The organism is Pseudomonas sp. WSY_20 (assembly GCF_043104335.1).
GTDB lineage: Bacteria > Pseudomonadota > Gammaproteobacteria > Pseudomonadales > Pseudomonadaceae > Aquipseudomonas > Aquipseudomonas parafulva_B.
The window spans coordinates 1-23,237 of record NZ_JBICKP010000002.1 but is presented as its reverse complement, the minus strand read 5'-3'; the positions used below and the strand labels follow the sequence as shown (position 1 = coordinate 23,237).

The window sequence follows — 23,237 nt, the reverse complement described above, 5'->3', positions numbered from 1 at the left end:
GACAACATTCAGATGACTGTTACCCTGATCAAGACCATCGCAATGGAAGACGGTCTGCGCTTCGCTATCCGTGAAGGCGGTCGTACCGTCGGCGCCGGCGTCGTAGCCAAAATCATCGAGTAATCACTCGACCGATTGAAAAAGGCCCCCGCTCAGCGGGGGCTTTTTTTATTGGGTTGACACTAATTGGGGGCGTCTATAGAATCACGCCTCCTTTTAGCGGGCGTAGTGCGCCCGTTGGGAACAGCCTGGAGTCTGAAATCCAATGCAAAATCAGCAAATCCGTATCAGGTTGAAGGCTTTCGACCATCGCCTGATCGACCAATCCACCCAGGAAATCGTGGAAACCGCGAAACGTACTGGTGCACAAGTGCGTGGTCCAATTCCACTGCCTACCCGCAAAGAGCGTTTCACCGTTCTGGTCTCCCCGCACGTCAACAAAGACGCGCGTGATCAGTACGAGATTCGCACTCATAAGCGCGTTCTGGACATCGTCCAGCCAACGGATAAAACCGTTGATGCGCTGATGAAGCTTGATCTGGCGGCAGGTGTGGAAGTACAGATCAGCCTCGGCTAAGACTTCGGTCTGGTCGTGTAACGCTCTGAAATGGGCGGCCATAGCGGGTGAAAGCCCCGTACACTCATGAGGTTTACAACATGACTATTGGTGTAATCGGTCGCAAGTGCGGTATGACCCGCATTTTCACCGAAGAAGGTGTCTCCATTCCGGTCACGGTCATTGAGATCGAGCCGAATCGCGTCACCCAGTTCAAAACTGAAGAAACCGATGGCTACCGTGCAGTGCAAGTCACTGTCGGCGAGCGTCGTGCTTCGCGTGTGACTGCCGCTCAGGCAGGCCACTTCGCCAAGGCCAACGTTGCCGCTGGTCGCGGTGTTTGGGAGTTCCGTCTTGAAGAAGGCGATTTCCAGGCTGGCGATCTGATCAAAGCTGAACTCTTCACTGCAGGCCAGCTGGTAGACGTTACTGGTCAGTCCAAAGGTAAAGGCTTCGCCGGTACCATCAAGCGCTGGAACTTCCGTGGCCAGGACAACACCCACGGTAACTCCGTGTCGCACCGTGTCCCAGGCTCCATCGGCCAGTGCCAGACTCCTGGTCGTGTGTTCAAGGGCAAGAAGATGTCCGGTCACATGGGCGCCGAGCGCGTGACTGTTCAGTCCCTGGAAGTTGTTCGCGTAGACGCTGAGCGCAACCTGCTGCTGGTCAAGGGTGCCGTTCCAGGCGCTACTGGCGGCGACGTGGTTGTACGTCCAGCTGTCAAGGCTCGCGGTTAAGGGGAAACTGACATGCAACTTAATGTAAATGACGCTCAGGCGATCGAAGTTTCCGAACTGACTTTCGGTGGCGAATTCAACGAGACGCTGGTACACCAAGCAGTCGTGGCCTACATGGCCGGCGGCCGTCAGGGCACCAAGCAGCAAAAGACCCGTTCCGACGTGGCTGGTGGCGGTAAGCGCCCATGGCGTCAGAAGGGTACTGGCCGTGCTCGTGCTGGTACCACTCGTGGTCCGATCTGGCGTGGCGGTGGTGTAACCTTCGCAGCTCGCCCTCAAGATCACTCGCAGAAGCTCAACAAGAAGATGTACCGCGCAGCTCTGCGCTCCATCCTCGCTGAGCTGGTGCGTAGCGACCGTCTGGTCGTGGTTCAGGACTTCGCTGTTGAAGCGCCGAAAACCAAAGATCTGCTGAACAAGCTGAACGGCATGGGTCTGAGCGATGTGTTGATCGTTTCCGACGCTGTTGATCAGAACCTGTACCTGGCTGCTCGTAACCTGCCGCACGTCGACGTTCGTGACGTACAAGGTTCCGACCCGGTCAGTCTGATCGCATACGAGAAAGTGTTGATCACTGTCTCGGCCGTGAAGAAATTCGAGGAGCTGCTGGGATGAACCAGGAACGCGTATTCAAAGTCCTCCTTGGCCCGCACGTCTCCGAGAAGGCTACCGTTCTGGCTGAGAAAAAAGGCCAGTTCGTATTCAAGGTTGCTACTGACGCAACCAAGCTGGAAATCAAGAAAGCTGTCGAAGGCCTGTTCAACGTAAAAGTTGAAAACGTGTCGACCGTTAACGTTCTGGGTAAAACCAAGCGTACCGCACGTGGTCTGGGCAAGCGTAATGACTGGAAGAAGGCGATCGTCTCCCTTCAGCCAGGCCAAGATCTCGATTTCAGCAGCAGTGCTGAGTAAGGAAGGGGTGCATCATGGCAATCGTTAAATGCAAACCGACTTCCCCTGGCCGCCGTTTCGTGGTCAAGGTGGTCAACAAGGAGCTGCATAAAGGCGCTCCTCACGCACCGCTGCTCGAGAAAAAATCGAAGTCTGGTGGTCGTAACAACAATGGCCGCATCACTACGCGTCACGTAGGTGGTGGTCATAAGCAGCATTACCGTCTGGTCGACTTCCGTCGCAACGACAAAGATGGCATCCCAGCCACTGTCGAGCGTATCGAATACGATCCAAACCGTACTGCTCACATCGCCCTGCTGTGCTACGCAGACGGTGAGCGTCGCTACATTATCGCCCCTAAAGGCGTGAGCGCTGGCGACCAGCTGATCGCAGGTGCCCTGGCCCCAATCAAGGCCGGTAACTCCCTGCAGCTGCGCAACATTCCAGTAGGTAGCACCATTCACGGCATCGAACTGAAGCCGGGTAAAGGTGCACAGATCGCTCGTTCCGCTGGTGCTTCGGCTCAGCTGATCGCTCGCGAAGGTGTCTACGTGACCCTGCGTCTGCGCTCTGGTGAAATGCGTAAAGTCCTGGCTGAGTGCCGTGCGACCCTGGGTGAAGTCTCGAACTCCGAGCACAGCCTGCGTTCGCTGGGTAAAGCTGGTGCCAAACGCTGGCGCGGCGTTCGCCCAACCGTTCGTGGTGTTGCCATGAACCCGGTTGACCACCCGCATGGTGGTGGTGAAGGTCGTACCTCCGGTGGTCGTCATCCGGTATCGCCATGGGGCTTCCCAACCAAGGGTGCTAAAACCCGTGGTAATAAGCGTACCGACAACATGATCGTCCGTCGTCGCAAGTAACTAGAGGGATACGACAGTGCCACGTTCTCTGAAAAAAGGTCCTTTTATCGATCTTCACCTCTTGAAGAAGGTCGAAGTGGCGGTGGAGAAGAACGATCGCAAACCAGTTAAAACCTGGTCGCGTCGCTCGATGATCCTGCCACAAATGGTCGGTCTGACCATCGCGGTTCACAACGGTCGCCAGCATGTCCCAGTTCTTGTGAACGAAGACATGGTCGGCCACAAACTGGGCGAGTTCGCCGGTACCCGCACCTATCGCGGGCACGTGGCTGACAAGAAAGCCAAGCGTTAAGGGGTAAGGAAATGGAAGTAGCCGCTAAGTTGTCGGGCGCTCGAATCTCCGCCCAGAAAGCCCGCTTGGTCGCCGACCAGATCCGCGGGAAGAAGGTGGGCGAAGCGCTCAACCTGTTGGCCTTCAGCAGCAAAAAAGCCGCTGAAATCATGAAGAAAGTCCTCGAGTCGGCCGTAGCCAACGCCGAACACAACGAAGGCGCAGACGTTGATGACCTGAAGGTCTCTACCGTCTTCGTCAACGAAGGGCGTTCGCTGAAGCGCATCATGCCACGTGCCAAAGGCCGTGCTGATCGCATCGTCAAGCGGTCTTGCCATATCACTGTCAAGGTTGCGGACAAGTAACGGAGTCGATCAGATGGGTCAGAAAGTACATCCCACTGGCATTCGCCTGGGAATCGTCAAGGAGCACACCTCCGTCTGGTACGCAGACGGTGCTACTTACGCAGATTACCTGTTGAAGGATCTGAAAACGCGTGAGTACCTCCAAGACAAACTAAAAAGCGCGTCCGTAAGCCGTATCGATATTCATCGTCCGGCTCAAACTGCACGCATCACCATCCACACCGCTCGTCCAGGTATCGTTATCGGGAAGAAGGGTGAGGATGTCGAGAAGCTGCGCCAGGACCTGACCAAGCAGATGGGTGTGCCTGTGCACATCAACATCGAAGAGATCCGCAAGCCGGAACTCGACGCTATGCTGGTTGCGCAAAGCGTAGCTCAGCAGCTGGAACGCCGCGTTATGTTCCGTCGCGCCATGAAGCGCGCCGTACAGAACGCCATGCGTATTGGTGCCAAGGGCATCAAGATCCAGGTGAGCGGTCGTCTCGGCGGCGCTGAGATTGCTCGTACCGAGTGGTATCGCGAAGGTCGTGTGCCTCTGCACACCCTGCGTGCCGATATCGACTACAACACCTACGAAGCTCACACCACTTACGGTGTGATCGGTGTGAAGGTTTGGATTTTCAAAGGCGAAGTTATTGGTGGTCGCCAAGAAGAACTGAAACCACAAGCACCAGCGCCTCGTAAAAAAGCTGCTAAGTAAGGGGTACGCCAAATGTTGCAACCTAAGCGTACAAAATTCCGCAAGCAGATGACTGGCCACAACCGTGGTCTGGCACTGCGCGGTAGCAAAGTCAGCTTCGGCGAGTTCGCCCTGAAAGCTGTTGCTCGCGGTCGCCTCACCGCTCGCCAGATCGAGTCCGCACGTCGTGCGCTGACCCGTCACGTAAAACGTGGCGGCAAGATCTGGATCCGTGTATTCCCGGACAAGCCGATCTCCAAGAAACCTCTCGAGGTTCGTATGGGTAAAGGTAAGGGTTCCGTTGAGTACTGGGTTGCCCAGATCCAGCCAGGCAAAGTCCTGTACGAGATCGAGGGTGTTTCTGAAGAGCTGGCGCGCGAAGCTTTCGCTCTGGCCGCTGCGAAGCTGCCTCTCGCCACCTCCTTTGTTAAGCGGACGGTGATGTGATGAAAGCGAATGAACTTCGTGAAAAATCCGCACAGCAACTGAACGAGCAACTGCTCGGCTTGCTGCGCGACCAGTTCAATCTGCGTATGCAGAAAGCAACTGGCCAGTTGGGGCAGTCGCACCTGCTCTCGCAAGTCAAGCGTGACATCGCTCGCGTGAAGACTGTGCTCAACCAGCAGGCAGGTAAGTGATCATGGCTGAAGCTGAAAAAACCGTCCGTACGCTGACTGGCCGTGTCGTCAGCGACAAAATGGACAAGACCATCACCGTTCTGATCGAGCGTCGCGTAAAGCACCCGATCTACGGTAAATACGTTAAGCGTTCGACTAAGCTGCACGCGCACGACGAAACCAATCAGTGCAAGATCGGCGACAAGGTTTCCATTACCGAAACCCGTCCGCTGGCCAAGACCAAGTCCTGGGCACTGGTTGAAGTCCTCGAACGCGCTGTTGAAGTCTAAGGGCTAGGGGTCGGAGAAATTTTATGATTCAGACTCAATCCATGCTCGATGTGGCCGATAACAGCGGCGCTCGTCGCGTCATGTGCATCAAGGTGCTCGGCGGTTCTCACCGCCGCTACGCCGGCATCGGTGACATCATCAAAGTTACCGTCAAGGAAGCGATTCCACGCGGTAAGGTCAAAAAAGGCCAAGTGATGACTGCTGTTGTCGTGCGCACCCGTCACGGTGTTCGTCGCGCTGACGGTTCCATCATTCGTTTCGACGGCAACGCTGCTGTTCTGCTGAACAACAAGCAAGAGCCGATCGGCACTCGCATCTTCGGGCCAGTGACCCGTGAACTTCGTACTGAGAAGTTCATGAAGATCGTCTCGCTCGCCCCTGAAGTGCTGTAAGGAGATCCGACATGCAAAAGATTCGTCGTGACGACGAGATCATCGTGATCGCCGGCAAAGACAAAGGTAAGCGCGGTAAGGTGCTGAAGGTTCTCGCTGACGACCGTCTGGTCATCGGTGGTGTGAATCTGGTCAAGCGTCATACCAAGCCTAACCCGATGGCGGGCGTTCAGGGCGGTATCGTCGAAAAAGAAGCGCCTCTGCACGCTTCCAACGTTGCCATCTTCAACGGTGAAACCAACAAGGCTGACCGCGTTGGTTTCAAAGTAGAAGACGGTAAGAAAATTCGTGTCTTCAAGTCGACCCAAAAAGCGGTTGATGCTTGAACACTGCTAGGTAGAAGACCATGGCACGACTGAAAGAGATTTACCGGAACGAGATCGCTCCTAAGCTTAAGGATGAACTTAAGCTGTCGAACGTGATGGAAGTTCCGCGCGTTACCAAAATCACCCTGAACATGGGTCTGGGCGAAGCGATCGGCGACAAGAAAGTCATCGAGCACGCTGTTGCCGACCTGGAAAAGATCACCGGTCAAAAGCCGGTCGTGACTTTCGCTCGCAAATCCATCGCTGGCTTCAAAGTCCGTGAAGGCTGGCCGATCGGCGTCAAGGTGACCCTGCGTAGCGACAAGATGTACGAATTCCTGGACCGCCTGCTGGCGATCTCCCTGCCTCGGGTTCGCGACTTCCGCGGCCTGAATGCCAAGTCCTTCGACGGTCGTGGCAACTACAGCATGGGCGTGAAAGAGCAGATCATCTTCCCGGAAATCGACTACGACAAGATCGATGCTCTGCGCGGTTTGGACATTACCCTGACCACCACTGCTCGTTCGGACGACGAAGGCCGCGCTCTGCTGCGTGCTTTCAAGTTCCCGTTCCGCAACTGATTGGAGTAGGAAAATGGCCAAGAAGAGCATGAAAAACCGTGAGCTGAAGCGTCAGCAAACGGTAGCTAAGTACGCTAAAAAGCGCGCTGAGCTGAAAGCGACCATCGTCAATCTGAACGCCTCTCCTGAAGAGCGTTTCGCTGCCGTTGTCGCTCTGCAGAAGCAGCCGCGCGATGCTAGCGCTGCTCGCCTGCGCAACCGTTGCCGCCTGACCGGTCGTCCTCACGGTGTATACCGTAAGTTCGGCCTGGGCCGTAACATGCTGCGCCAAGCGGCAATGCGTGGCGACGTACCAGGTCTGGTCAAGGCCTCCTGGTAATCGCTGCAGGTTGAGTCATCGGCGTAGGCGGTTAATCTTCCGACCGCCGGTGACTCTTCCCTCGAACAAGCCCCTACATGGGGCTTGTTTCGTTTCTGGCTTGTGTCTAGAATGACCGGCTCACCTGAGCCTGGGCTTCGTGCTCTGCCTGTTTAGGTGGTTGTGATAGCCGCAAGGCTAATAATTCTTGTATCAGGAGCATCTAGCCCATGAGTATGCAGGACCCGTTAGCGGACATGCTAACTCGCATCCGTAATGCCCAGATGGCTGAAAAGTCCGTCGTAAGCATGCCTTCCTCCACCCTGAAGGTCGCGGTTGCCAAAGTTCTGAAAGATGAAGGTTACATCGCTGGTTACCAGGTAACTGGTGAGGCCAAGCCTTCCCTGTCGATCGAACTGAAGTACTTCGAAGGCCGTCCGGTCATCGAGGAACTGAAGCGCTCCAGCCGTCCAGGCCTGCGCCAGTACAAGTCCGTCACAGATCTGCCGAAAGTACGTGGCGGCCTGGGCGTGTCTATCGTCTCCACCAACAAAGGTGTGATGACTGACCGCGCTGCGCGCGCTGCCGGTGTCGGCGGCGAAGTTCTGTGCACAGTGTTCTAAGGGGAGATAGGCATGTCTCGCGTCGCTAAGAACCCCGTTAAGCTGCCAGCAGGCGTCGAAGTAAAATTCGCCGGCCAGCAGCTTTCGGTGAAGGGTGCCAAGGGCACTCTCGAACTGAACGTTCACTCGTCTGTTGAAGTTACCGAAGAGTCCGGCGAACTGCGCTTCGTCGCTCGCAACGGTGATCAGCAAGCTCGCGCCATGGCCGGTACTACCCGCGCTCTGGTGAACAACATGGTCCAAGGCGTAAGCCAAGGCTTCGAGCGCAAGCTCCAGCTGGTCGGTGTTGGTTACAAGGCACAGGCAAAAGGCACCGTCCTGAACCTGGCTCTGGGCTTCTCGCATCCAGTGGACTACGAACTGCCAGCCGGTATCACCGCAGAAACCCCAAGCCAGACCGACATCCTGATCAAGGGTATCGATAAGCAGCTGGTGGGTCAGGTGGCCGCTGAAATCCGCGATTTCCGTCCGCCAGAGCCTTACAAAGGCAAAGGTGTGCGTTACGCGGACGAAGTAGTCCGTCGTAAAGAAGCCAAGAAGAAGTAGGGCCTAGCAAATGACCGACAAAAAAGTTACTCGACTGCGTCGCGCTCGCAAAGCACGTCTCAAGATGCACGAACTCGAAGTCGTGCGCCTGTGCGTGTTCCGCTCCTCGCAGCACATCTACGCCCAGGTCATTTCGGCCGACGGCAGCAAGGTTCTGGCAAGCGCCTCGACCTTGGACAAAGACCTGCGTGATGGCGCCACTGGCAACATCGACGCGGCCACTAAGGTTGGCAAGCTGGTAGCTGAGCGCGCGAAAGCCGCCGGTGTATCTCAAGTTGCCTTTGACCGTTCCGGCTTCAAGTACCATGGCCGCGTCAAAGCGCTGGCTGATGCTGCTCGTGAAGGCGGGCTGGAGTTCTAAGTTATGGCAAATAACGATCAAAAGCGCGACGAAGGCTACATCGAGAAGCTGGTTCAAGTTAACCGCGTTGCCAAAACCGTAAAAGGCGGCCGTATCTTCACCTTCACCGCGCTGACCGTGGTGGGTGATGGCAAGGGTCGTGTTGGCTTTGGCCGTGGCAAGTCGCGCGAAGTACCTGCCGCGATCCAGAAAGCCATGGAAGCTGCTCGCCGCAACATGATTCAGGTTGACCTGAAGGGCACCACCCTGCAGTACGCCACCAAGGCTGCCCACGGCGCCTCGAAGGTTTACATGCAGCCTGCCTCGGAAGGTACCGGTATCATCGCCGGTGGCGCAATGCGTGCTGTCCTGGAAGTTGCTGGCGTTCAGAACGTTCTGGCCAAGTGCTACGGTTCGACCAACCCAGTGAACGTGGTTTACGCCACCTTCAAGGGTCTGAAAGCCATGCAATCTCCTGAATCCATTGCTGCCAAGCGCGGCAAGAGCGTCGAGGAGATCTTCTGATCATGGCAACCGTTAAAGTAACGCTGATCAAGAGCACCGCCGGCCGTCTGCCTAACCACATTCTGTGCGTTAAAGGCCTGGGTCTGCGTCGCATCGGTCACACTGTAGAAGTCCAGGATACTCCCGAGAACCGCGGGATGATCAACAAGGCTTACTACATGCTGAAGGTCGAGGGTTAATCGATGAAACTCAATGATCTGAGTCCAGCGCCGGGTTCCCGTCGCGAGAAGCATCGTCCGGGCCGTGGTATCGGTAGCGGTTTGGGTAAGACTGGTGGCCGCGGTCACAAAGGTCAGACCTCCCGTTCCGGTGGCACCATCGCTCCGGGCTTCGAAGGCGGTCAACAGCCGCTGCACCGTCGTCTGCCGAAGTTCGGCTTCGTTTCCCTGAAAGCCATGGACCGCGCAGAAGTGCGTCTGTCCGAGTTGGCCAAAGTGGACGGCGACGTGATCTCCGTGCAATCCCTGAAGGATGCCAACGTGATCGGCCAGAACGTACAGCGTGTGAAAATCATGCTGTCTGGCGAAGTCACTCGCGCAGTCACCATCAAGGGTATCGCAGCCACCAAGGGTGCGCGTGCGGCTATCGAAGCAGCTGGCGGCAAGTTCGAGGAATAAATGGCTAAGCAAGGTGCTCTCTCTTCGCTCGGTAAGGGCGGGATGTCGGAACTCTGGGCTCGTCTGCGCTTTCTGTTCATGGCGATCATCGTCTATCGGATAGGTGCACATATCCCGGTTCCCGGCATCAATCCGGACCGTCTGGCGGATCTGTTTCGGCAGAATGAGGGGACCATTCTTAGCTTGTTCAACATGTTTTCCGGTGGCGCGCTCGAGCGCATGAGCATCTTTGCATTGGGGATCATGCCGTACATTTCGGCATCGATCATCATGCAGCTGATGACTGCGGTCAGCCCGCAACTGGAGCAGTTGAAGAAGGAAGGTGAAGCTGGCCGTCGCAAGATCAGCCAGTACACCCGCTACGGCACCGTTATCCTGGCGCTGGTTCAAGCCATTGGCATGTCCATTGGCCTGGCCAACCAGGGCGTGGCGTTTTCTGTAGGCCTCGGCTTCCATGTCGTTGCCGTCTCCACTTTCGTGGCAGGCGCGATGTTCATGATGTGGCTGGGTGAGCAGATCACCGAGCGCGGTGTGGGCAACGGTATCTCGATGTTGATCTTCGCAGGTATCGTTGCCGGTCTTCCGAGAGCAATCGGGCAGTCTTTCGAGTCTGCGCGTACGGGTGATATCAACATTTTCGCCCTGGTCGCTATCGGTTTGCTTGCAGTAGCGATCATCGGTTTTGTGGTGTTTATTGAACGTGGTCAGCGGCGTATCGCCGTTCATTACGCCAAGCGTCAGCAGGGCCGCAAGGTCTTCGCTGCGCAAACCAGCCACTTGCCGCTGAAGGTGAACATGGCAGGGGTAATCCCGGCCATTTTCGCGAGCAGCATCTTGCTGTTCCCGGCTTCGCTGGGTGCCTGGTTCGGTCAGTCCGAAGGTATGGGCTGGCTGCAGGACATCTCGCAGTCGATCGCTCCTGGTCAGCCGTTGAACATTCTGCTGTTTAGTGCAGGGATCATTTTCTTCTGCTTCTTCTACACAGCGTTGATGTTCAATCCGAAAGACGTAGCGGAAAACCTGAAGAAGTCCGGTGCCTTTATTCCGGGTATCCGTCCTGGTGAGCAGTCGGCGCGCTACATTGATGGCGTCCTGACTCGTCTGACCATGTTCGGTGCTCTTTACATGATGGCCGTCTGCCTTCTGCCCCAGTTCCTGGTGGTGGCAGCAAATGTGCCGTTCTACCTTGGCGGGACCTCGTTGCTGATTGTGGTAGTGGTTGTGATGGACTTCATGTCCCAAGTACAATCGCACCTCGTTTCGCACCAGTACGAATCCCTGATGAAGAAAGCCAACCTGAAAGGCTACGGTGGCAGCGGTTTGCTGCGCTGATACGCCCCTAAGGTTCGAGGAGTCGGTAATGAAAGTTCGTGCATCGGTGAAAAAGCTGTGCCGCAACTGCAAGATCATCCGTCGCGAAGGCGTCGTACGAGTGATCTGCAGCGCGGAACCGCGTCACAAACAGCGCCAAGGCTGAGTGTGATTCGCGCTTCAAACCCAGCAGCTAGTGTGCTGCTGGGTTGATTATTTGTTTCTACAGCGATATTATCTCGCGCCCTATTTCTTGGCTTCCGGGGCGTAGGTAGCTGTCAATTGGAGTCCCACTGAATGGCCCGTATTGCAGGCGTCAACATTCCAGATAACAAGCATACTGTTATCTCGCTGACCTACATCTATGGTGTCGGTCGCACTACTGCACAGAAAATCTGTGTGGATGCTGGTGTAAATCCAGCCGCTAAGATCAAGGATCTGAGCGACGAGCAAATCGAAACCCTGCGTGGCGAAGTCGCGAAGTTCACCACTGAAGGTGACCTGCGCCGTGACGTAAACATGAAGATCAAGCGCTTGATGGACCTGGGTTGCTACCGCGGCCTGCGTCATCGTAAAGGTCTGCCGGTTCGCGGTCAGCGCACCAAGACCAACGCACGCACCCGTAAGGGCCCGCGTAAGCCGATCCGCAAGTAATCGCCCAGGAATATAGACATGGCAAAACCTGCTGCTCGTCCTCGTAAAAAAGTCAAAAAGACAGTGGTTGATGGCATCGCCCACATCCACGCTTCTTTTAACAACACCATCGTGACCATCACCGACCGTCAGGGCAATGCTTTGTCCTGGGCGACCTCCGGTGGTTCGGGTTTCCGTGGTTCGCGCAAATCCACCCCGTTCGCAGCTCAGATCGCTGCTGAGCGTGCTGGTCAAGCTGCGCTGGAATATGGTCTGAAGAACCTCGACGTAAACGTCAAGGGTCCAGGTCCAGGTCGTGAGTCCGCCGTTCGTGCATTGAACAGCTGCGGCTACAAGATCGCCAGCATCACCGACGTGACGCCAATCCCGCATAACGGGTGCCGTCCGCCGAAGAAGCGTCGCGTGTAATCAGGAGACAGATAAATGGCACGTTACATTGGTCCAAAATGCAAACTGTCTCGTCGTGAAGGCACCGATCTGTTCCTGAAGAGCGGCGTTCGCGCTCTGGAATCGAAGTGCAACATCGAAGCAGCCCCAGGTATCCACGGCCAGCGCCGTGGCCGTCAGTCCGACTACGGTACCCAGCTGCGCGAGAAACAAAAAGTCCGTCGTATCTACGGTGTTCTGGAGCGTCAGTTCCGCGGTTACTACCAAGCTGCTGCCTCGAAAAAAGGCGCAACCGGTGAAAACCTGCTTCAACTGCTCGAGTGCCGTCTGGATAACGTCGTTTACCGTATGGGCTTCGGCTCGACTCGTTCCGAGTCCCGTCAGCTGGTTTCGCACAAAGCGATCAGCGTCAACGGTAAGACTGTAAACATTCCATCCTACCAAGTTCGTCCGGGTGACGTGGTCGCGGTTCGTGAGAAGTCGCTGAACCAGCTGCGCATTGTTCAAGCCCTTGAACTGTGTGCCCAGCGTGGCCGCGTTGAGTGGGTTGATGTGGATGCTGCCAAAAAGTCGGGCGTTTTCAAGAACGTTCCTGCTCGCAGCGACCTGTCTGCCGACATCAACGAAAACCTGATTGTCGAGCTCTACTCCAAGTAAGGGCTAGAAAATAGGTGCATCCATGCAGATTTCGGTAAATGAGTTCCTGACTCCCCGCCACATTGATGTGCAGGTAGTCAGTCCGACCCGCGCCAAGATCACGCTCGAGCCTCTCGAGCGTGGCTTCGGCCATACCCTGGGCAACGCGCTGCGCCGCATCCTGTTGTCCTCCATGCCTGGCTGTGCAGTAGTCGAGGCCGAGATCGATGGCGTACTCCACGAGTACTCCGCGATCGAAGGTGTACAGGAAGATGTCATTGAAATCCTGTTGAACCTGAAAGGCCTGGCTATCAAACTGCATGGTCGTGACGAAGTTACGCTGACCTTGTCGAAAAAGGGTTCGGGGGTGGTTACCGCTGCCGATATTCAGCTGGATCACGATGTCGAGATCGTCAACCCCGATCACGTTATCGCGAACCTGGCGTCGAATGGCGCCCTGAACATGAAGCTCACTGTAGCTCGTGGTCGCGGTTACGAGCCGGCCGACTCCCGTCAGACCGACGAAGACGAAAGCCGTAGCATTGGCCGTCTGCAGTTGGACGCTTCGTTCAGCCCTGTGCGTCGTATCGCCTATGTGGTCGAAAACGCACGTGTTGAACAGCGTACCAACTTGGACAAGCTGGTCATTGATCTGGAAACCAACGGCACCCTGGATCCTGAAGAGGCTATCCGCCGCGCCGCGACCATCCTGCAACAGCAGCTGGCCGCGTTCGTCGACCTCAAAGGTGACAGTGAGCCTGTCGTAGTCGAGCAGGAAGACGAGATCGATCCGATCCTGCTACGTCCGGTTGACGACCTGGAACTGACTGTACGTTCGGCCAACTGCCTGAAGGCGGAGAACATCTACTACATCGGCGACCTGATTCAGCGTACCGAAGTGGAGCTGTTGAAGACTCCTAACCTCGGCAAGAAGTCCCTGACTGAAATCAAGGACGTCCTGGCCTCTCGTGGTCTGTCTCTCGGCATGCGCCTCGACAACTGGCCGCCTGCAAGTCTTAAGAAAGACGACAAGGCGACCGCCTGATCGTCGTAATCACCGAACGTAGTGTTTGGTAAGGAATGAATCATGCGTCATCGTAAAAGTGGACGTCACCTGAGCCGTACCAGCTCTCACCGCAAGGCTATGTTCCAGAACATGGCAGTGTCGTTGATCGAGCACGAGCTGATCAAAACCACCCTGCCGAAAGCCAAGGAACTGCGTCGCGTTGCCGAGCCGCTGATCACCCTGGCCAAGGAAGACAGCGTTGCCAACCGTCGTCTGGCCTTCGACCGTACCCGTTCGAAGTCCGCTGTTGGTAAACTGTTCAACGATCTGGGCAAGCGCTACGCCACCCGTCAGGGCGGCTACCTGCGCATCCTGAAGTGCGGTTTCCGCGCTGGCGACAATGCGCCAATGGCGTACGTCGAGCTGGTTGATCGTCCAGTCGGTGGTGCTGTAGAAGCTGCCGAGTAAGACGTTTTGTCTGCTACAAAGAACCGGGCCTAGTGCCCGGTTTTTTGTGTTTCAGGCCATTAACAATCTCTATTACAGTCAGTAATTCAATGAATTTGTCGTTGATTGCGATCCTGCTGATAATTCTCCCAAGCCGACATACAGGCATTTGAGACTGATCGAGGAAAGCTCATGAGCAAAACGCTTACTACCGCCAGCGGTGCCCCTGTTGCGGATAACCAGAATTCCCGTACCGCAGGCCCACGCGGCCCCCTGCTGCTCGACGACTTCCACCTGATCGAGAAGCTCGCGCATTTCAACCGCGAAAATATCCCCGAACGACGTGTGCATGCCAAAGGCTCTGGTGCCTACGGCACGTTCACGGTGACGCGCGACATCACCCACCTCACCCGTGCGAAACTGTTCGAGCAGGTTGGCAAGCAGACCGAAACGTTTCTGCGATTCTCCACTGTAGGTGGAGAGCGCGGCTCGGCCGATACAGAGCGTGACCCACGAGGTTTCGCGGTCAAGTTCTATACCGAAGAAGGCAACTGGGACATCGTCGGCAACAACACGCCGGTGTTTTTCATCCGTGATCCACTGAAGTTTCCAGACTTCATTCACACGCAAAAACGCCACCCCCAGACCAACCTGAAGAGTGCCCAGATGATGTGGGACTTCTGGTCTCATTCGCCGGAAGCGCTGCACCAGGTCACGATCTTGTTTTCGGACCGCGGCATTCCTGACGGCTATCGGCATATGCACGGCTTCGGTAGCCACACCTACAGCTTGATCAGCGCGGACGGTCAGCGTACATGGGTCAAATGGCACTTCAAGACTCAGCAGGGCATCAAGAATCTGGCGCCCGCTGAAGCTGCGCGTTTGGCCGGTACCGATCCGGACTACGCCCAGCGCGACCTGTACGAGGCAATCGAGCGTGGCGACCACCCACGCTGGACTGTATGCATCCAGGTCATGAGTGAAGCTGAGGCTGCGAACCGCCCCGAGAATCCGTTCGATGTGACCAAGACCTGGTCGCAGAAAGATTATCCGCTGATTGAAGTAGGCGTACTGGAGCTCAACCGCAACCCGCTGAACTACTTCGCTGAAGTTGAGCAGGCTGCCTTCGGGCCAAGCAATATGGTCCCTGGAGTGGGGCTGTCACCTGATCGCATGCTGCAAGGCCGGGTATTTGCTTATGCCGATGCCCACCGCTATCGGGTAGGCACCAACCATCAGCAATTGCCGGTGAACGCGCCCCGCTGTGCGGTCAATAGCTACCAGCGTGATGGTTCGATGGCGATGGGTGCCTACGGAGGGGCATCCAATTATGAGCCCAACAGCTACGCCGATGCTCCCAAGCAATCGCCGCGTCATGCAGAGCCCGGGCTTGCGCTTAGCGGTTTGGCCGATCGGTATGACCATCGCGAGGACACTGATTACTTCAGCCACGCGGGCGCCCTGTTCCGGTTGATGAGCCAGGCGCAGCAGGAGCTGCTGGTCAGCAACATCGCCGGGGCAATGGCCGGCGTGACCGACGATGTGATCCAGCGTCAATTGCAGTACTTCTTCAAAGCCGATCCCGCTTACGGGGCGGGTGTCGCTAAGGCGCTTGGAATGAATATCGTCTAAGTCGAAGTGATAAGAATAACCGCCCTCATTTGGGCGGTTTTTCAATGAATATCACTACCGTTTGCCCGATTTTTTCCATTGAATCGCGTGTTTTTCAGTGACCAGGCGCACAACGTGGTTCACACTATGCGGCATACACGCTTCCATATGGAGAACCCCGGCGATGCAAGGCCACCCAGACGTCATCAATTACCTCGTCATGCTGTTGAAGGGCGAACTGGCCGCACGTGACCAGTACTTCATTCACTCACGCATGTACGAAGACTGGGGCCTTGCCAAGCTCTACGAGCGCATCAACCATGAGATGGAGGAAGAGGCTCAGCATGCTGACGCCTTGATGCGCCGCATTCTCATGCTCGAGGGCACCCCAGACATGCGGGCCGATGACCTCGAAGTCGGCACCACCGTCCCTGAAATGATCGAAGCTGATTTAAAGCTGGAATACAAAGTGCGAGCGGCGCTTTGCAAGGGGATCGAGTTGTGCGAACTGCACAAGGATTATGTGAGCCGTGACATTCTGCGCGCGCAACTGGCCGATACCGAGGAAGACCACACCTATTGGCTTGAGAAGCAGCAAGGCCTGATCAAGGCAATCGGTCTGCAGAATTACCTGCAATCACAGATGTAACGCTTTTATTGCTGTATGCTTGGGTCGTGTGTTGGCTCTAGCACAAGGGCTACAAGCCGATGAAAAAGGGGCGCCGAGGCGCCCCTTCGCGTTCATCACGCCCGGTCTCGCTCCAACAGGGGCTTAAGGTAATGCCCGGTGTAGGATTGTTTCATCTTGCTCAGTTCCTCGGGCGTACCACACGCGATGATCTGCCCGCCCTTTGAACCGCCCTCCGGTCCAAGGTCCACCAGCCAATCGGCAGTCTTGATAACGTCCAAGTTGTGCTCGATGACCACCACGGTGTTGCCGTGGTCACGAAGCCGGTGCAGAACGTCCAGCAGCTGCTGGATATCGGCGAAGTGCAGGCCCGTAGTAGGCTCGTCCAGGATATACAAGGTCTTCCCGGTATCGCGCTTGGACAGCTCGCGTGACAGCTTCACACGCTGTGCTTCGCCCCCAGACAGCGTGGTCGCCGATTGACCGAGCTTGATGTAGGAAAGGCCCACGTCCATCAGGGTCTGGAGCTTGCGTGCCAACGCAGGCACCGCATCGAAGAACTCACGCGCATCCTCGATGGTCATTTCCAGCACCTCGTGAATGTTCTTGCCCTTGTACTTGATCTCCAGGGTTTCGCGGTTGTAGCGCTTGCTCTTGCACACATCGCACGGCACGTAGATGTCCGGGAGGAAATGCATTTCCACCTTGATCAGGCCGTCGCCCTGGCACGCCTCGCAACGTCCGCCTTTCACGTTGAACGAGAACCGGCCCGGGCCATACCCGCGTGAACGAGATTCAGGCACCCCGGAGAACAGCTCGCGGATCGGCGTGAAGATCCCGGTGTAGGTGGCGGGGTTGGAGCGGGGAGTGCGGCCAATGGGGCTCTGGTCGATATCCACCACCTTGTCCAGGTGCTGCAACCCATCCATGCTGGCATGCGGCGCCGCTTCCAGGCTGCTTGCGCCATTCAGGGCCGTGGCCGCAAGGGGAAACAGGGTGTTGTTGATGAGCGTGGACTTGCCGGAGCCTGAGACGCCGGTCACGCAGGTTAGCAACCCGATGGGGATTTCCAGGTCAACGTTCTGCAGGTTGTTGCCGCGTGCGCCCTTAAGCTTGAGCTGCAGCTTCTTGTCGCGCGGGGTGCGCTTGGCAGGGACCACGATCTTTCTACGGCCGGACAGGTACTGGCCGGTTACCGAGTCCGGGTGGTCCATGACTTCCTGAGGCGTGCCCTCAGCGACGATCTTGCCACCATGCACGCCAGCCCCTGGCCCAATGTCCACGACGTAGTCCGCCAGGCGGATTGCGTCCTCGTCATGCTCGACGACGATGACCGTATTGCCCAGATCGCGAAGGTGATTGAGGGTGGCAAGCAGACGATCGTTGTCGCGCTGATGAAGGCCGATGGACGGCTCGTCCAAGATGTACATCACCCCCACCAGACCCGCGCCGATCTGGCTGGCGAGGCGAATCCGCTGGGCTTCACCACCGGACAGGGTTTCTGCGCTGCGGTCCAGTGTGAGGTAATCCAGGCCCACGTTCACCAGGAACTGCAGCCGCTCGCAGATCTCCTTGAGAATCTTGGCCGCGATCTCGCCTCGGCGACCGGACAATGTAAGCGCGCTGAAGTAGCCACTGGCGTCACCAATCGGCATGTTGGCGACCGCCGGAAGCGTCTTCTCGCCAACCCACACGTGACGCGCCTCGCGCCGCAGCCGCGTGCCGCGGCAGTCCGGGCACGGTTGGGTGCCTAGGTACTTGGCCAGTTCCTCACGTACGGTATTGGACTCGGTTTCGCGATAGCGGCGTTCCAGGTTGGGGATGATCCCTTCGAACGGGTGCGAGCGCTTGACGATGTCACCCCGGTCGTTGAGGTACTTGAAATCCACGCTGTGCTTGCCGCTGCCTTGCAGGATCACCTTCTGATGCTCCGGCGCGAGCTCGCCGAATGCTTCGTCCAGGCTGAAGCCGTAATGCGCAGCCAGCGACCCTAGCATCTGGAAGTAGTAGACGTTACGGCGATCCCACCCGCGAATGGCGCCTTCGGCCAGGGTGAGTTGCGCGTTGACCAGGCGTTTGGTGTCGAAATACTGCTTAACGCCCAGGCCATCACAAGTCGGGCAGGCACCGGCCGGGTTGTTGAACGAGAACAGCTTGGGTTCCAGTTCGCTGATTGCATGACCACAGATAGGGCAGGCAAAGCGGGCCGAAAAAATGGTCTCTTCGCCTTTCTCGTCGTCCATGGGCGCGATCAGCGCGATACCGTCTGCCAGCTTCAACGCGGTTTCGAACGATTCGGCCAATCGCTGCTGAAGATCAGCACGCACTTTGAAACGATCGACTACCACATCGATGCTGTGCTTTTTCTGCTTGTCCAGCTTGGGCAACTCGTCCAGTTCGTAGAGCTTGCCGTTGACGCGGGCGCGCACGAAGCCCTGGGCGCGCAGCTCGTCGAACACCGCCAGGTGCTCACCCTTGCGCTCACGGATGACCGGAGCCAGCAGCATCAACTTGCTACCTTCCGGGCGCTCCAGCACCAGGTCGACCATCTGGCTGACCGTTTGCGCCTCCAGCGGTATGTCATGGTCTGGGCAGCGGGGTGTCCCGACCCTGGCGTACAGCAGGCGCAAGTAGTCGTAGATCTCGGTGATGGTACCAACGGTGGAGCGGGGGTTGTGCGAGGTGGATTTCTGTTCGATGGAAATCGCCGGTGACAGCCCTTCGATGGTGTCGACATCAGGCTTTTCCATCATCGACAGGAACTGGCGGGCATACGCCGACAGCGATTCCACATAACGACGCTGGCCCTCGGCGTAAAGCGTATCGAAGGCCAGGGATGACTTGCCCGAGCCCGACAGGCCGGTAATGACGATGAGCTTGTCCCGGGGCAGGGTCAGGTCGATGTTCTTCAGGTTGTGGGTACGTGCCCCACGTATCAGGATCTTGTCCACTGCGGCCTCGCTCGGCGGGCATAAACGAAAAATTATACGGCGCCCTGCCAGTACGCGGCAAAGCGTCGCGTAGATGCCGTCAAGCTGTCGGACTGATAGAATCGCCGCCGGTTCACACGAGATTAATCCATGCACGACACCCACAACGAGCGCATGAGCGGCAATGAAACCCGCGCCGCCGGCGGTCTGGCTCTGGTCTTCGCTTTTCGTATGCTGGGCATGTTCATGGTCTTGCCGGTCCTGGCCACCTACGGCATGGACCTGGCCGGCGCCACGCCCGCGCTGATTGGCCTGGCCATCGGCGCCTACGGCCTCACCCAGGCCGTGTTGCAGATTCCCTTTGGGATGATTTCCGACCGCATCGGCCGCCGGCCCGTCATTTACCTGGGCTTGATCGTGTTCGCGCTGGGTAGCGTCCTGGCAGCCCAGGCCGATTCCATCTGGGGGGTTATCGCAGGGCGCATCCTGCAAGGGGCGGGCGCCATTTCGGCGGCGGTGATGGCGCTGCTTTCGGACCTGACCCGGGAACAGCACCGCACCAAGGCCATGGCCATGATCGGGATGAGCATTGGCCTTTCGTTCGCAGTGGCAATGGTCATCGGGCCTTTGCTGACAAGTGCCTTTGGCTTGTCAGGATTGTTCCTTGCAACGGCCGGCTTGGCCTTGGTTGGCATCGCGTTGATTGCCTTCGTAGTACCCGCCACGCACAACATTTTGCAGCATCGCGAATCGGGTGTGGCGCGTCAGGCCATTGGCCCGACCCTGCGTCATCCGGACCTTCTACGGCTGGATGTGAGCATCTTCATCCTGCATGCCATTCTCATGGCCAGCTTCGTGGCGCTGCCCCTGGCCTTCGTCGAACGTGGCGGGCTGCCCAAGGAACAACACTGGTGGGTCTACCTGACCGCGCTGTTCGTCTCATTTTTTGCAATGGTACCGTTCATCATCTACGGCGAAAAAAAGCGCAAGATGAAACGCGTGCTGGCCGGGGCCGTCAGCGTATTGCTGCTGGTCGAGCTATTCTTCTGGCAGTGGGCTGACGGTTTGCGCGGACTGGTGATCGGCACCGTGGTATTCTTCACCGCATTCAACCTGCTGGAGGCTTCGTTGCCTTCGCTGGTCAGCAAGGTGTCGCCAGCAGGTGGCAAGGGAACGGCGATGGGGGTGTACTCCACCAGCCAGTTTCTCGGTGCTGCGCTAGGGGGCATCCTGGGTGGCTGGCTGTTCCAGCATGGTGGGCTGAACACCGTGTTCCTTGGTTGCGCGATACTGTGCGCCATCTGGTTGGCCGTTGCCTTGAGCATGAACGAGCCACCGTATGTGACCAGCTTGCGCATGCCCTTGTCGCCGGAGGCTACCAAGGATGCTGGCCTGGCTGCACGGTTGATGGCCGTGCCCGGCGTGACCGACGCTGTTGTGGTCTCGGAAGAGTCAGCTGTCTATATCAAACTGGATACGAAAATTTTGGACCGCACGACCCTGGAGCGCCTGATCAATCCGGCCTCAGCGGCGTGCGAAGCCTAGGAGAACGTTATGGCCCGTGGGGTTAACAAAGTCATTCTGGTCGGTACTTGTGGCCAGGATCCCGAAGTCCGCTACCTGCCCAACGGTAATGCCGTGACCAACCTGAGCCTGGCAACCAGCGAGCAATGGACCGACAAACAGTCGGGCCAGAAGGTCGAGCGTACTGAATGGCACCGTGTGTCGCTGTTCGGCAAGGTTGCCGAGATTGCCGGCGAGTACCTGCGCAAAGGTTCGCAGTGCTACATCGAAGGCAAGCTGCAGACCCGTGAGTGGGAAAAAGACGGCATCAAGCGCTACACCACTGAAATCATCGTTGACATCAACGGCACCATGCAGCTGCTGGGCGGCCGTCCGCAGAACCAGCAAGGCGGCGGCGATCCGTATAACCAGGGTGGCGGTAACAACTACAACCAAGGTGGTGGTCAGCAGCAGTACAACCAGCAGCCGGCCCGTCAGCAGGCTCCGCGCCCGCAGCAGCAACAGCGCCCGGCGCCGCAGCAGCCAGCGCCACAACCGGCGGCTGACTTCGACAGCTTTGACGACGATATTCCGTTCTGAAACCCAGCTTTTTCAGAACTGTAAATACTAGAAGCGAAGCCATTGATTTGGCTTCGCTTTTTTATTGTTTACGGAATTTTGTGGCGTAAGGGCTACATTTGTTAAGTGTTTACCTTTCCAAGGTGTAAACAAATGGCCCTCAATCCCTATGCGGTGAAGACGCTCGTGTTGAGTTCCGGAGAGCGCTTGCCTGTGCTGATTGCACCGGCGACGGGGGCTCCCCTATTCGAGCCTTCTATTTACGTGCTCAGCGAGATTCGGGCCACCAACAGAGCGAGCAATACGATTGACCAGGTCTTGCGGTCGATCATGATATTGCAGCTATTCCTCGACTCGAGTGAGATTGATCTTGAGCGGCGGATTCGACAGGGTGCAGTTTTTCGCCTGGGTGAACTCGATGAACTTGTCCGTCACTGCAGGCGACCTGTTGCCGACCAGCTAAAGTGCAATCCAATTCCCACGGCAAGGCAATCCGTTCGTAGAAGTTCGGCTGAAAATGTGCGCCTTGTTCAACGACAAGTTGCACCTGCTGAGGTGGCGGGCCATACCGCAGCCAACCGTGTTCGGGTTATCCGCGATTATCTTGATTGGCTCGTGAGATACCACATGGCTCGCTATGACTCGGAGGCAACTGAGGGAGAGCGGCTTTGGAATGAGTGGACGTCTTGCAAGGAAGCACTCAACGCGCGACTGCCGCGCCACAAAGGGCGGAATACCGTTGGACAGCGGGAAGGGCTTCAGCCAGAGGTGGTGGAGAAGCTTCTCAATGTCACGTCGCCAACATCGTCGGAAAACCCTTGGAAAGGGAGAGGCACATGCATTCGAAATGCTCTCCTGGTCCGCTGGTTCTACGAGCTTGGCCTGCGTCGTGGCGAAGTGTTGAACGTAAAAATTTCCGACATCAACTTTCAGTCGGAGGAGCTGACGGTGGTCAGGCGAGCAGACGATCCTGAGGATCCCCGTAAGGACCAGCCACTGGTCAAGACGCGCGACCGAAAGATTCCGCTATCCTCAGGCCTTTGTAAGCTGACGCACGAATACATAACGAACACACGCCGAGCAATTGAGGGGGCCAGGCGTCATCCATTTTTGTTTATCGCCATGGGCACAGGGGCGCCTCTATCGCTCAGTGGCGTAAATGCGATCTTTGCCGAATTGCGGAATGCTTTTAACGGTGAGTTCGACGCTGTAACTCCGCATGTTCTTCGCCACACTTGGAATGACCGCTTCTCGGAAGTAATGGACATAGCAAAGATTGCCGAAGCCGAAGAGGGGCGGATGCGTTCGTTCCTGATGGGGTGGGCCCCGACCTCGAAGACCTCTGCTAATTACACCCGTCGGCACATCCGTTTGAAAGCTCAGCAAGTTTCCTTGGCAATGCAAAGCAAGCAAGTAGAAGGTGTGCTGAGTGATGACTGAGAACCGAGCGATTACCTCTCAATCGTCGTGTTGTTTGAGCCTCCCAACCACTGTGAGGACGCTCAGCGGAGCCGTTTTCGATCCAAGTGCCAAGCGTTGGACGTTCCATGATGGCCTCCATTCAATCAGTGTGAATTTCGAAAGGTTGAGTGGCTGTGCAACAGATCAGTTGATCGCAGCAGCGAAATTTCCATTGATTTGGTATGCCGAAAACGCCCAGGCAGTAACTATTGTCAACCTGTTTGACAACTTGCGACGATTACTGGCATCGGTGTCGGCGGCACAGGGCAAGCCCGTCGGCATCATCGATGCACCAGAGCTCGCCAGTTATCGAGCTTCTCTGACATGGGAAACCGAGTGGAAGCTGGGAGGGTTAAGTGCCTTTTTCAAAAAGTGGGAGAGTTTAGGTATCCCGGGCGTAACGAAGGCTGCCGTGCGCTTGCTAAAAAGCCATCGCCTCAAGGGGAACCGCAAGGGGACGGCAGTCCTCACGATGGATCCGCTCACGGGACCGCTTACTGATATCGAGCGTTCAGCTACGCAAGCAGCACTTAACGATGCCTTTGCCGCCAAGAAGATTGCACTGGATGACTATCTTTTGGCCTGGCTTTGT

General features: G+C 57.0%; 34 protein-coding genes and 2 pseudogenes. 35 read left to right on the top strand and 1 reads right to left on the bottom strand.

Annotated features, from left to right (window positions below; all coding sequences use genetic code 11):
• The 31 genes and pseudogenes from ACF8E5_RS00245 to bfr form a co-directional block, all read left to right on the top strand.
• Nucleotides 1-123 (top strand): annotated as a pseudogene (locus ACF8E5_RS00245) (elongation factor Tu); the annotation flags it as partial.
• 142 nt (nucleotides 124-265) lie between these two features.
• Nucleotides 266-577, top strand: coding sequence for a 30S ribosomal protein S10 (gene rpsJ, locus ACF8E5_RS00240; protein ID WP_003186070.1), 312 nt, complete (start codon nucleotides 266-268; stop codon nucleotides 575-577).
• Between the two features lie 80 nt (nucleotides 578-657).
• A complete protein-coding gene (rplC, locus tag ACF8E5_RS00235; protein ID WP_003257089.1) occupies nucleotides 658-1,293 on the top strand; it encodes a 50S ribosomal protein L3 in 636 nt (211 codons plus the stop codon).
• 12 nt (nucleotides 1,294-1,305) lie between these two features.
• Nucleotides 1,306-1,908, top strand: a complete 603-nt coding sequence (rplD, locus tag ACF8E5_RS00230; protein WP_003255485.1) for a 50S ribosomal protein L4 — start codon at nucleotides 1,306-1,308, stop codon at nucleotides 1,906-1,908.
• Entirely contained in the window at nucleotides 1,905-2,204 is a 300-nt protein-coding gene (gene rplW / locus ACF8E5_RS00225) for a 50S ribosomal protein L23 (protein ID WP_003255484.1), read from the top strand. Before rplD ends, rplW begins: the two co-directional genes overlap by 4 nt.
• 14 nt (nucleotides 2,205-2,218) lie before the next feature.
• Nucleotides 2,219-3,043 carry a 50S ribosomal protein L2 gene (gene rplB / locus ACF8E5_RS00220; RefSeq protein WP_027915105.1) on the top strand — a complete coding sequence of 275 codons (825 nt, stop codon included), beginning with the start codon at nucleotides 2,219-2,221 and terminating at the stop codon, nucleotides 3,041-3,043.
• 16 nt (nucleotides 3,044-3,059) lie between these two features.
• On the top strand, nucleotides 3,060-3,335 hold the full coding sequence (gene rpsS, locus ACF8E5_RS00215; RefSeq protein ID WP_003255482.1) for a 30S ribosomal protein S19: 276 nt from the start codon (nucleotides 3,060-3,062) through the stop codon (nucleotides 3,333-3,335).
• Between the two features lie 11 nt (nucleotides 3,336-3,346).
• On the top strand, nucleotides 3,347-3,679 hold the full coding sequence (gene rplV, locus ACF8E5_RS00210; protein ID WP_003103908.1) for a 50S ribosomal protein L22: 333 nt from the start codon (nucleotides 3,347-3,349) through the stop codon (nucleotides 3,677-3,679).
• Between the two features lie 13 nt (nucleotides 3,680-3,692).
• On the top strand, nucleotides 3,693-4,379 hold the full coding sequence (gene rpsC, locus ACF8E5_RS00205; RefSeq protein ID WP_003255481.1) for a 30S ribosomal protein S3: 687 nt from the start codon (nucleotides 3,693-3,695) through the stop codon (nucleotides 4,377-4,379).
• Between the two features lie 12 nt (nucleotides 4,380-4,391).
• Entirely contained in the window at nucleotides 4,392-4,805 is a 414-nt protein-coding gene (gene rplP / locus ACF8E5_RS00200) for a 50S ribosomal protein L16 (protein ID WP_003255479.1), read from the top strand.
• A complete protein-coding gene (gene rpmC, locus ACF8E5_RS00195; RefSeq protein ID WP_002555481.1) occupies nucleotides 4,805-4,996 on the top strand; it encodes a 50S ribosomal protein L29 in 192 nt (63 codons plus the stop codon). Before rplP ends, rpmC begins: the two co-directional genes overlap by 1 nt.
• Nucleotides 4,997-4,998: 2 nt before the next feature.
• Complete coding sequence (gene rpsQ / locus ACF8E5_RS00190) at nucleotides 4,999-5,265, top strand: 30S ribosomal protein S17 (RefSeq protein ID WP_023534981.1); 267 nt, start codon at nucleotides 4,999-5,001, stop codon at nucleotides 5,263-5,265.
• 23 nt (nucleotides 5,266-5,288) lie between these two features.
• Nucleotides 5,289-5,657, top strand: a complete 369-nt coding sequence (gene rplN / locus ACF8E5_RS00185; protein ID WP_002555479.1) for a 50S ribosomal protein L14 — start codon at nucleotides 5,289-5,291, stop codon at nucleotides 5,655-5,657.
• A gap of 11 nt (nucleotides 5,658-5,668) precedes the next feature.
• Nucleotides 5,669-5,983 (top strand): 50S ribosomal protein L24, encoded by a 315-nt coding sequence (gene rplX, locus ACF8E5_RS00180; RefSeq protein ID WP_003255476.1) that lies wholly within the window; start codon nucleotides 5,669-5,671, stop codon nucleotides 5,981-5,983.
• Nucleotides 5,984-6,003: 20 nt separating this feature from the next.
• Nucleotides 6,004-6,543 (top strand): 50S ribosomal protein L5, encoded by a 540-nt coding sequence (rplE, locus tag ACF8E5_RS00175; RefSeq protein WP_023535025.1) that lies wholly within the window; start codon nucleotides 6,004-6,006, stop codon nucleotides 6,541-6,543.
• 13 nt (nucleotides 6,544-6,556) lie between these two features.
• A complete protein-coding gene (gene rpsN / locus ACF8E5_RS00170) occupies nucleotides 6,557-6,862 on the top strand; it encodes a 30S ribosomal protein S14 (RefSeq protein WP_023534988.1) in 306 nt (101 codons plus the stop codon).
• A gap of 209 nt (nucleotides 6,863-7,071) precedes the next feature.
• On the top strand, nucleotides 7,072-7,464 hold the full coding sequence (gene rpsH, locus ACF8E5_RS00165) for a 30S ribosomal protein S8 (RefSeq protein WP_008089805.1): 393 nt from the start codon (nucleotides 7,072-7,074) through the stop codon (nucleotides 7,462-7,464).
• 12 nt (nucleotides 7,465-7,476) lie between these two features.
• Nucleotides 7,477-8,010: a 50S ribosomal protein L6 gene (gene rplF / locus ACF8E5_RS00160; protein ID WP_009681972.1), complete on the top strand. Its 534-nt coding sequence runs from the start codon at nucleotides 7,477-7,479 to the stop codon at nucleotides 8,008-8,010.
• A 10-nt stretch (nucleotides 8,011-8,020) separates the two neighbouring features.
• Nucleotides 8,021-8,371 (top strand): 50S ribosomal protein L18, encoded by a 351-nt coding sequence (rplR, locus tag ACF8E5_RS00155; RefSeq protein ID WP_008089801.1) that lies wholly within the window; start codon nucleotides 8,021-8,023, stop codon nucleotides 8,369-8,371.
• 3 nt (nucleotides 8,372-8,374) lie between these two features.
• Nucleotides 8,375-8,875 carry a 30S ribosomal protein S5 gene (rpsE, locus tag ACF8E5_RS00150; RefSeq protein WP_003255465.1) on the top strand — a complete coding sequence of 167 codons (501 nt, stop codon included), beginning with the start codon at nucleotides 8,375-8,377 and terminating at the stop codon, nucleotides 8,873-8,875.
• Between the two features lie 2 nt (nucleotides 8,876-8,877).
• On the top strand, nucleotides 8,878-9,054 hold the full coding sequence (gene rpmD / locus ACF8E5_RS00145) for a 50S ribosomal protein L30 (protein WP_023535007.1): 177 nt from the start codon (nucleotides 8,878-8,880) through the stop codon (nucleotides 9,052-9,054).
• A gap of 3 nt (nucleotides 9,055-9,057) precedes the next feature.
• Nucleotides 9,058-9,492 carry a 50S ribosomal protein L15 gene (gene rplO, locus ACF8E5_RS00140; protein ID WP_023535012.1) on the top strand — a complete coding sequence of 145 codons (435 nt, stop codon included), beginning with the start codon at nucleotides 9,058-9,060 and terminating at the stop codon, nucleotides 9,490-9,492.
• Nucleotides 9,493-10,824: a preprotein translocase subunit SecY gene (gene secY, locus ACF8E5_RS00135; RefSeq protein WP_003257108.1), complete on the top strand. Its 1,332-nt coding sequence runs from the start codon at nucleotides 9,493-9,495 to the stop codon at nucleotides 10,822-10,824.
• 28 nt (nucleotides 10,825-10,852) lie between these two features.
• A complete protein-coding gene (rpmJ, locus tag ACF8E5_RS00130; RefSeq protein WP_002555468.1) occupies nucleotides 10,853-10,969 on the top strand; it encodes a 50S ribosomal protein L36 in 117 nt (38 codons plus the stop codon).
• A 131-nt stretch (nucleotides 10,970-11,100) separates the two neighbouring features.
• Nucleotides 11,101-11,457 (top strand): 30S ribosomal protein S13, encoded by a 357-nt coding sequence (gene rpsM / locus ACF8E5_RS00125; RefSeq protein ID WP_009681976.1) that lies wholly within the window; start codon nucleotides 11,101-11,103, stop codon nucleotides 11,455-11,457.
• A gap of 18 nt (nucleotides 11,458-11,475) precedes the next feature.
• Nucleotides 11,476-11,865, top strand: coding sequence for a 30S ribosomal protein S11 (rpsK, locus tag ACF8E5_RS00120; RefSeq protein ID WP_003255454.1), 390 nt, complete (start codon nucleotides 11,476-11,478; stop codon nucleotides 11,863-11,865).
• A gap of 15 nt (nucleotides 11,866-11,880) precedes the next feature.
• A complete protein-coding gene (gene rpsD, locus ACF8E5_RS00115) occupies nucleotides 11,881-12,501 on the top strand; it encodes a 30S ribosomal protein S4 (RefSeq protein ID WP_003257114.1) in 621 nt (206 codons plus the stop codon).
• Between the two features lie 22 nt (nucleotides 12,502-12,523).
• Entirely contained in the window at nucleotides 12,524-13,525 is a 1,002-nt protein-coding gene (locus ACF8E5_RS00110; protein ID WP_003255452.1) for a DNA-directed RNA polymerase subunit alpha, read from the top strand.
• 42 nt (nucleotides 13,526-13,567) lie between these two features.
• Nucleotides 13,568-13,954 carry a 50S ribosomal protein L17 gene (gene rplQ, locus ACF8E5_RS00105; protein ID WP_003255451.1) on the top strand — a complete coding sequence of 129 codons (387 nt, stop codon included), beginning with the start codon at nucleotides 13,568-13,570 and terminating at the stop codon, nucleotides 13,952-13,954.
• 171 nt (nucleotides 13,955-14,125) lie between these two features.
• Complete coding sequence (locus ACF8E5_RS00100; RefSeq protein ID WP_392474735.1) at nucleotides 14,126-15,565, top strand: catalase; 1,440 nt, start codon at nucleotides 14,126-14,128, stop codon at nucleotides 15,563-15,565.
• Between the two features lie 163 nt (nucleotides 15,566-15,728).
• A complete protein-coding gene (bfr, locus tag ACF8E5_RS00095) occupies nucleotides 15,729-16,193 on the top strand; it encodes a bacterioferritin (protein ID WP_078479200.1) in 465 nt (154 codons plus the stop codon).
• 95 nt (nucleotides 16,194-16,288) lie between these two features.
• Here the strand turns inward: bfr and uvrA are convergent, their stop codons facing one another.
• Nucleotides 16,289-19,123 (bottom strand): excinuclease ABC subunit UvrA, encoded by a 2,835-nt coding sequence (gene uvrA, locus ACF8E5_RS00090; protein WP_078479199.1) that lies wholly within the window; start codon nucleotides 19,121-19,123, stop codon nucleotides 16,289-16,291.
• Nucleotides 19,124-19,252: 129 nt separating this feature from the next.
• Between uvrA and ACF8E5_RS00085 the strand changes: the two genes are divergently transcribed.
• From ACF8E5_RS00085 to ACF8E5_RS00070, 4 genes and pseudogenes are all read left to right on the top strand, one after another.
• Nucleotides 19,253-20,647: an MFS transporter gene (locus ACF8E5_RS00085; protein WP_392474734.1), complete on the top strand. Its 1,395-nt coding sequence runs from the start codon at nucleotides 19,253-19,255 to the stop codon at nucleotides 20,645-20,647.
• 9 nt (nucleotides 20,648-20,656) lie between these two features.
• Complete coding sequence (locus ACF8E5_RS00080; protein ID WP_058638686.1) at nucleotides 20,657-21,205, top strand: single-stranded DNA-binding protein; 549 nt, start codon at nucleotides 20,657-20,659, stop codon at nucleotides 21,203-21,205.
• Between the two features lie 132 nt (nucleotides 21,206-21,337).
• Nucleotides 21,338-22,624 carry a tyrosine-type recombinase/integrase gene (locus ACF8E5_RS00075; protein WP_392474732.1) on the top strand — a complete coding sequence of 429 codons (1,287 nt, stop codon included), beginning with the start codon at nucleotides 21,338-21,340 and terminating at the stop codon, nucleotides 22,622-22,624.
• A pseudogene (locus ACF8E5_RS00070) lies at nucleotides 22,617-23,237 on the top strand (site-specific integrase); the annotation flags it as partial. The gene ACF8E5_RS00075 and the pseudogene ACF8E5_RS00070, both read left to right, overlap by 8 nt.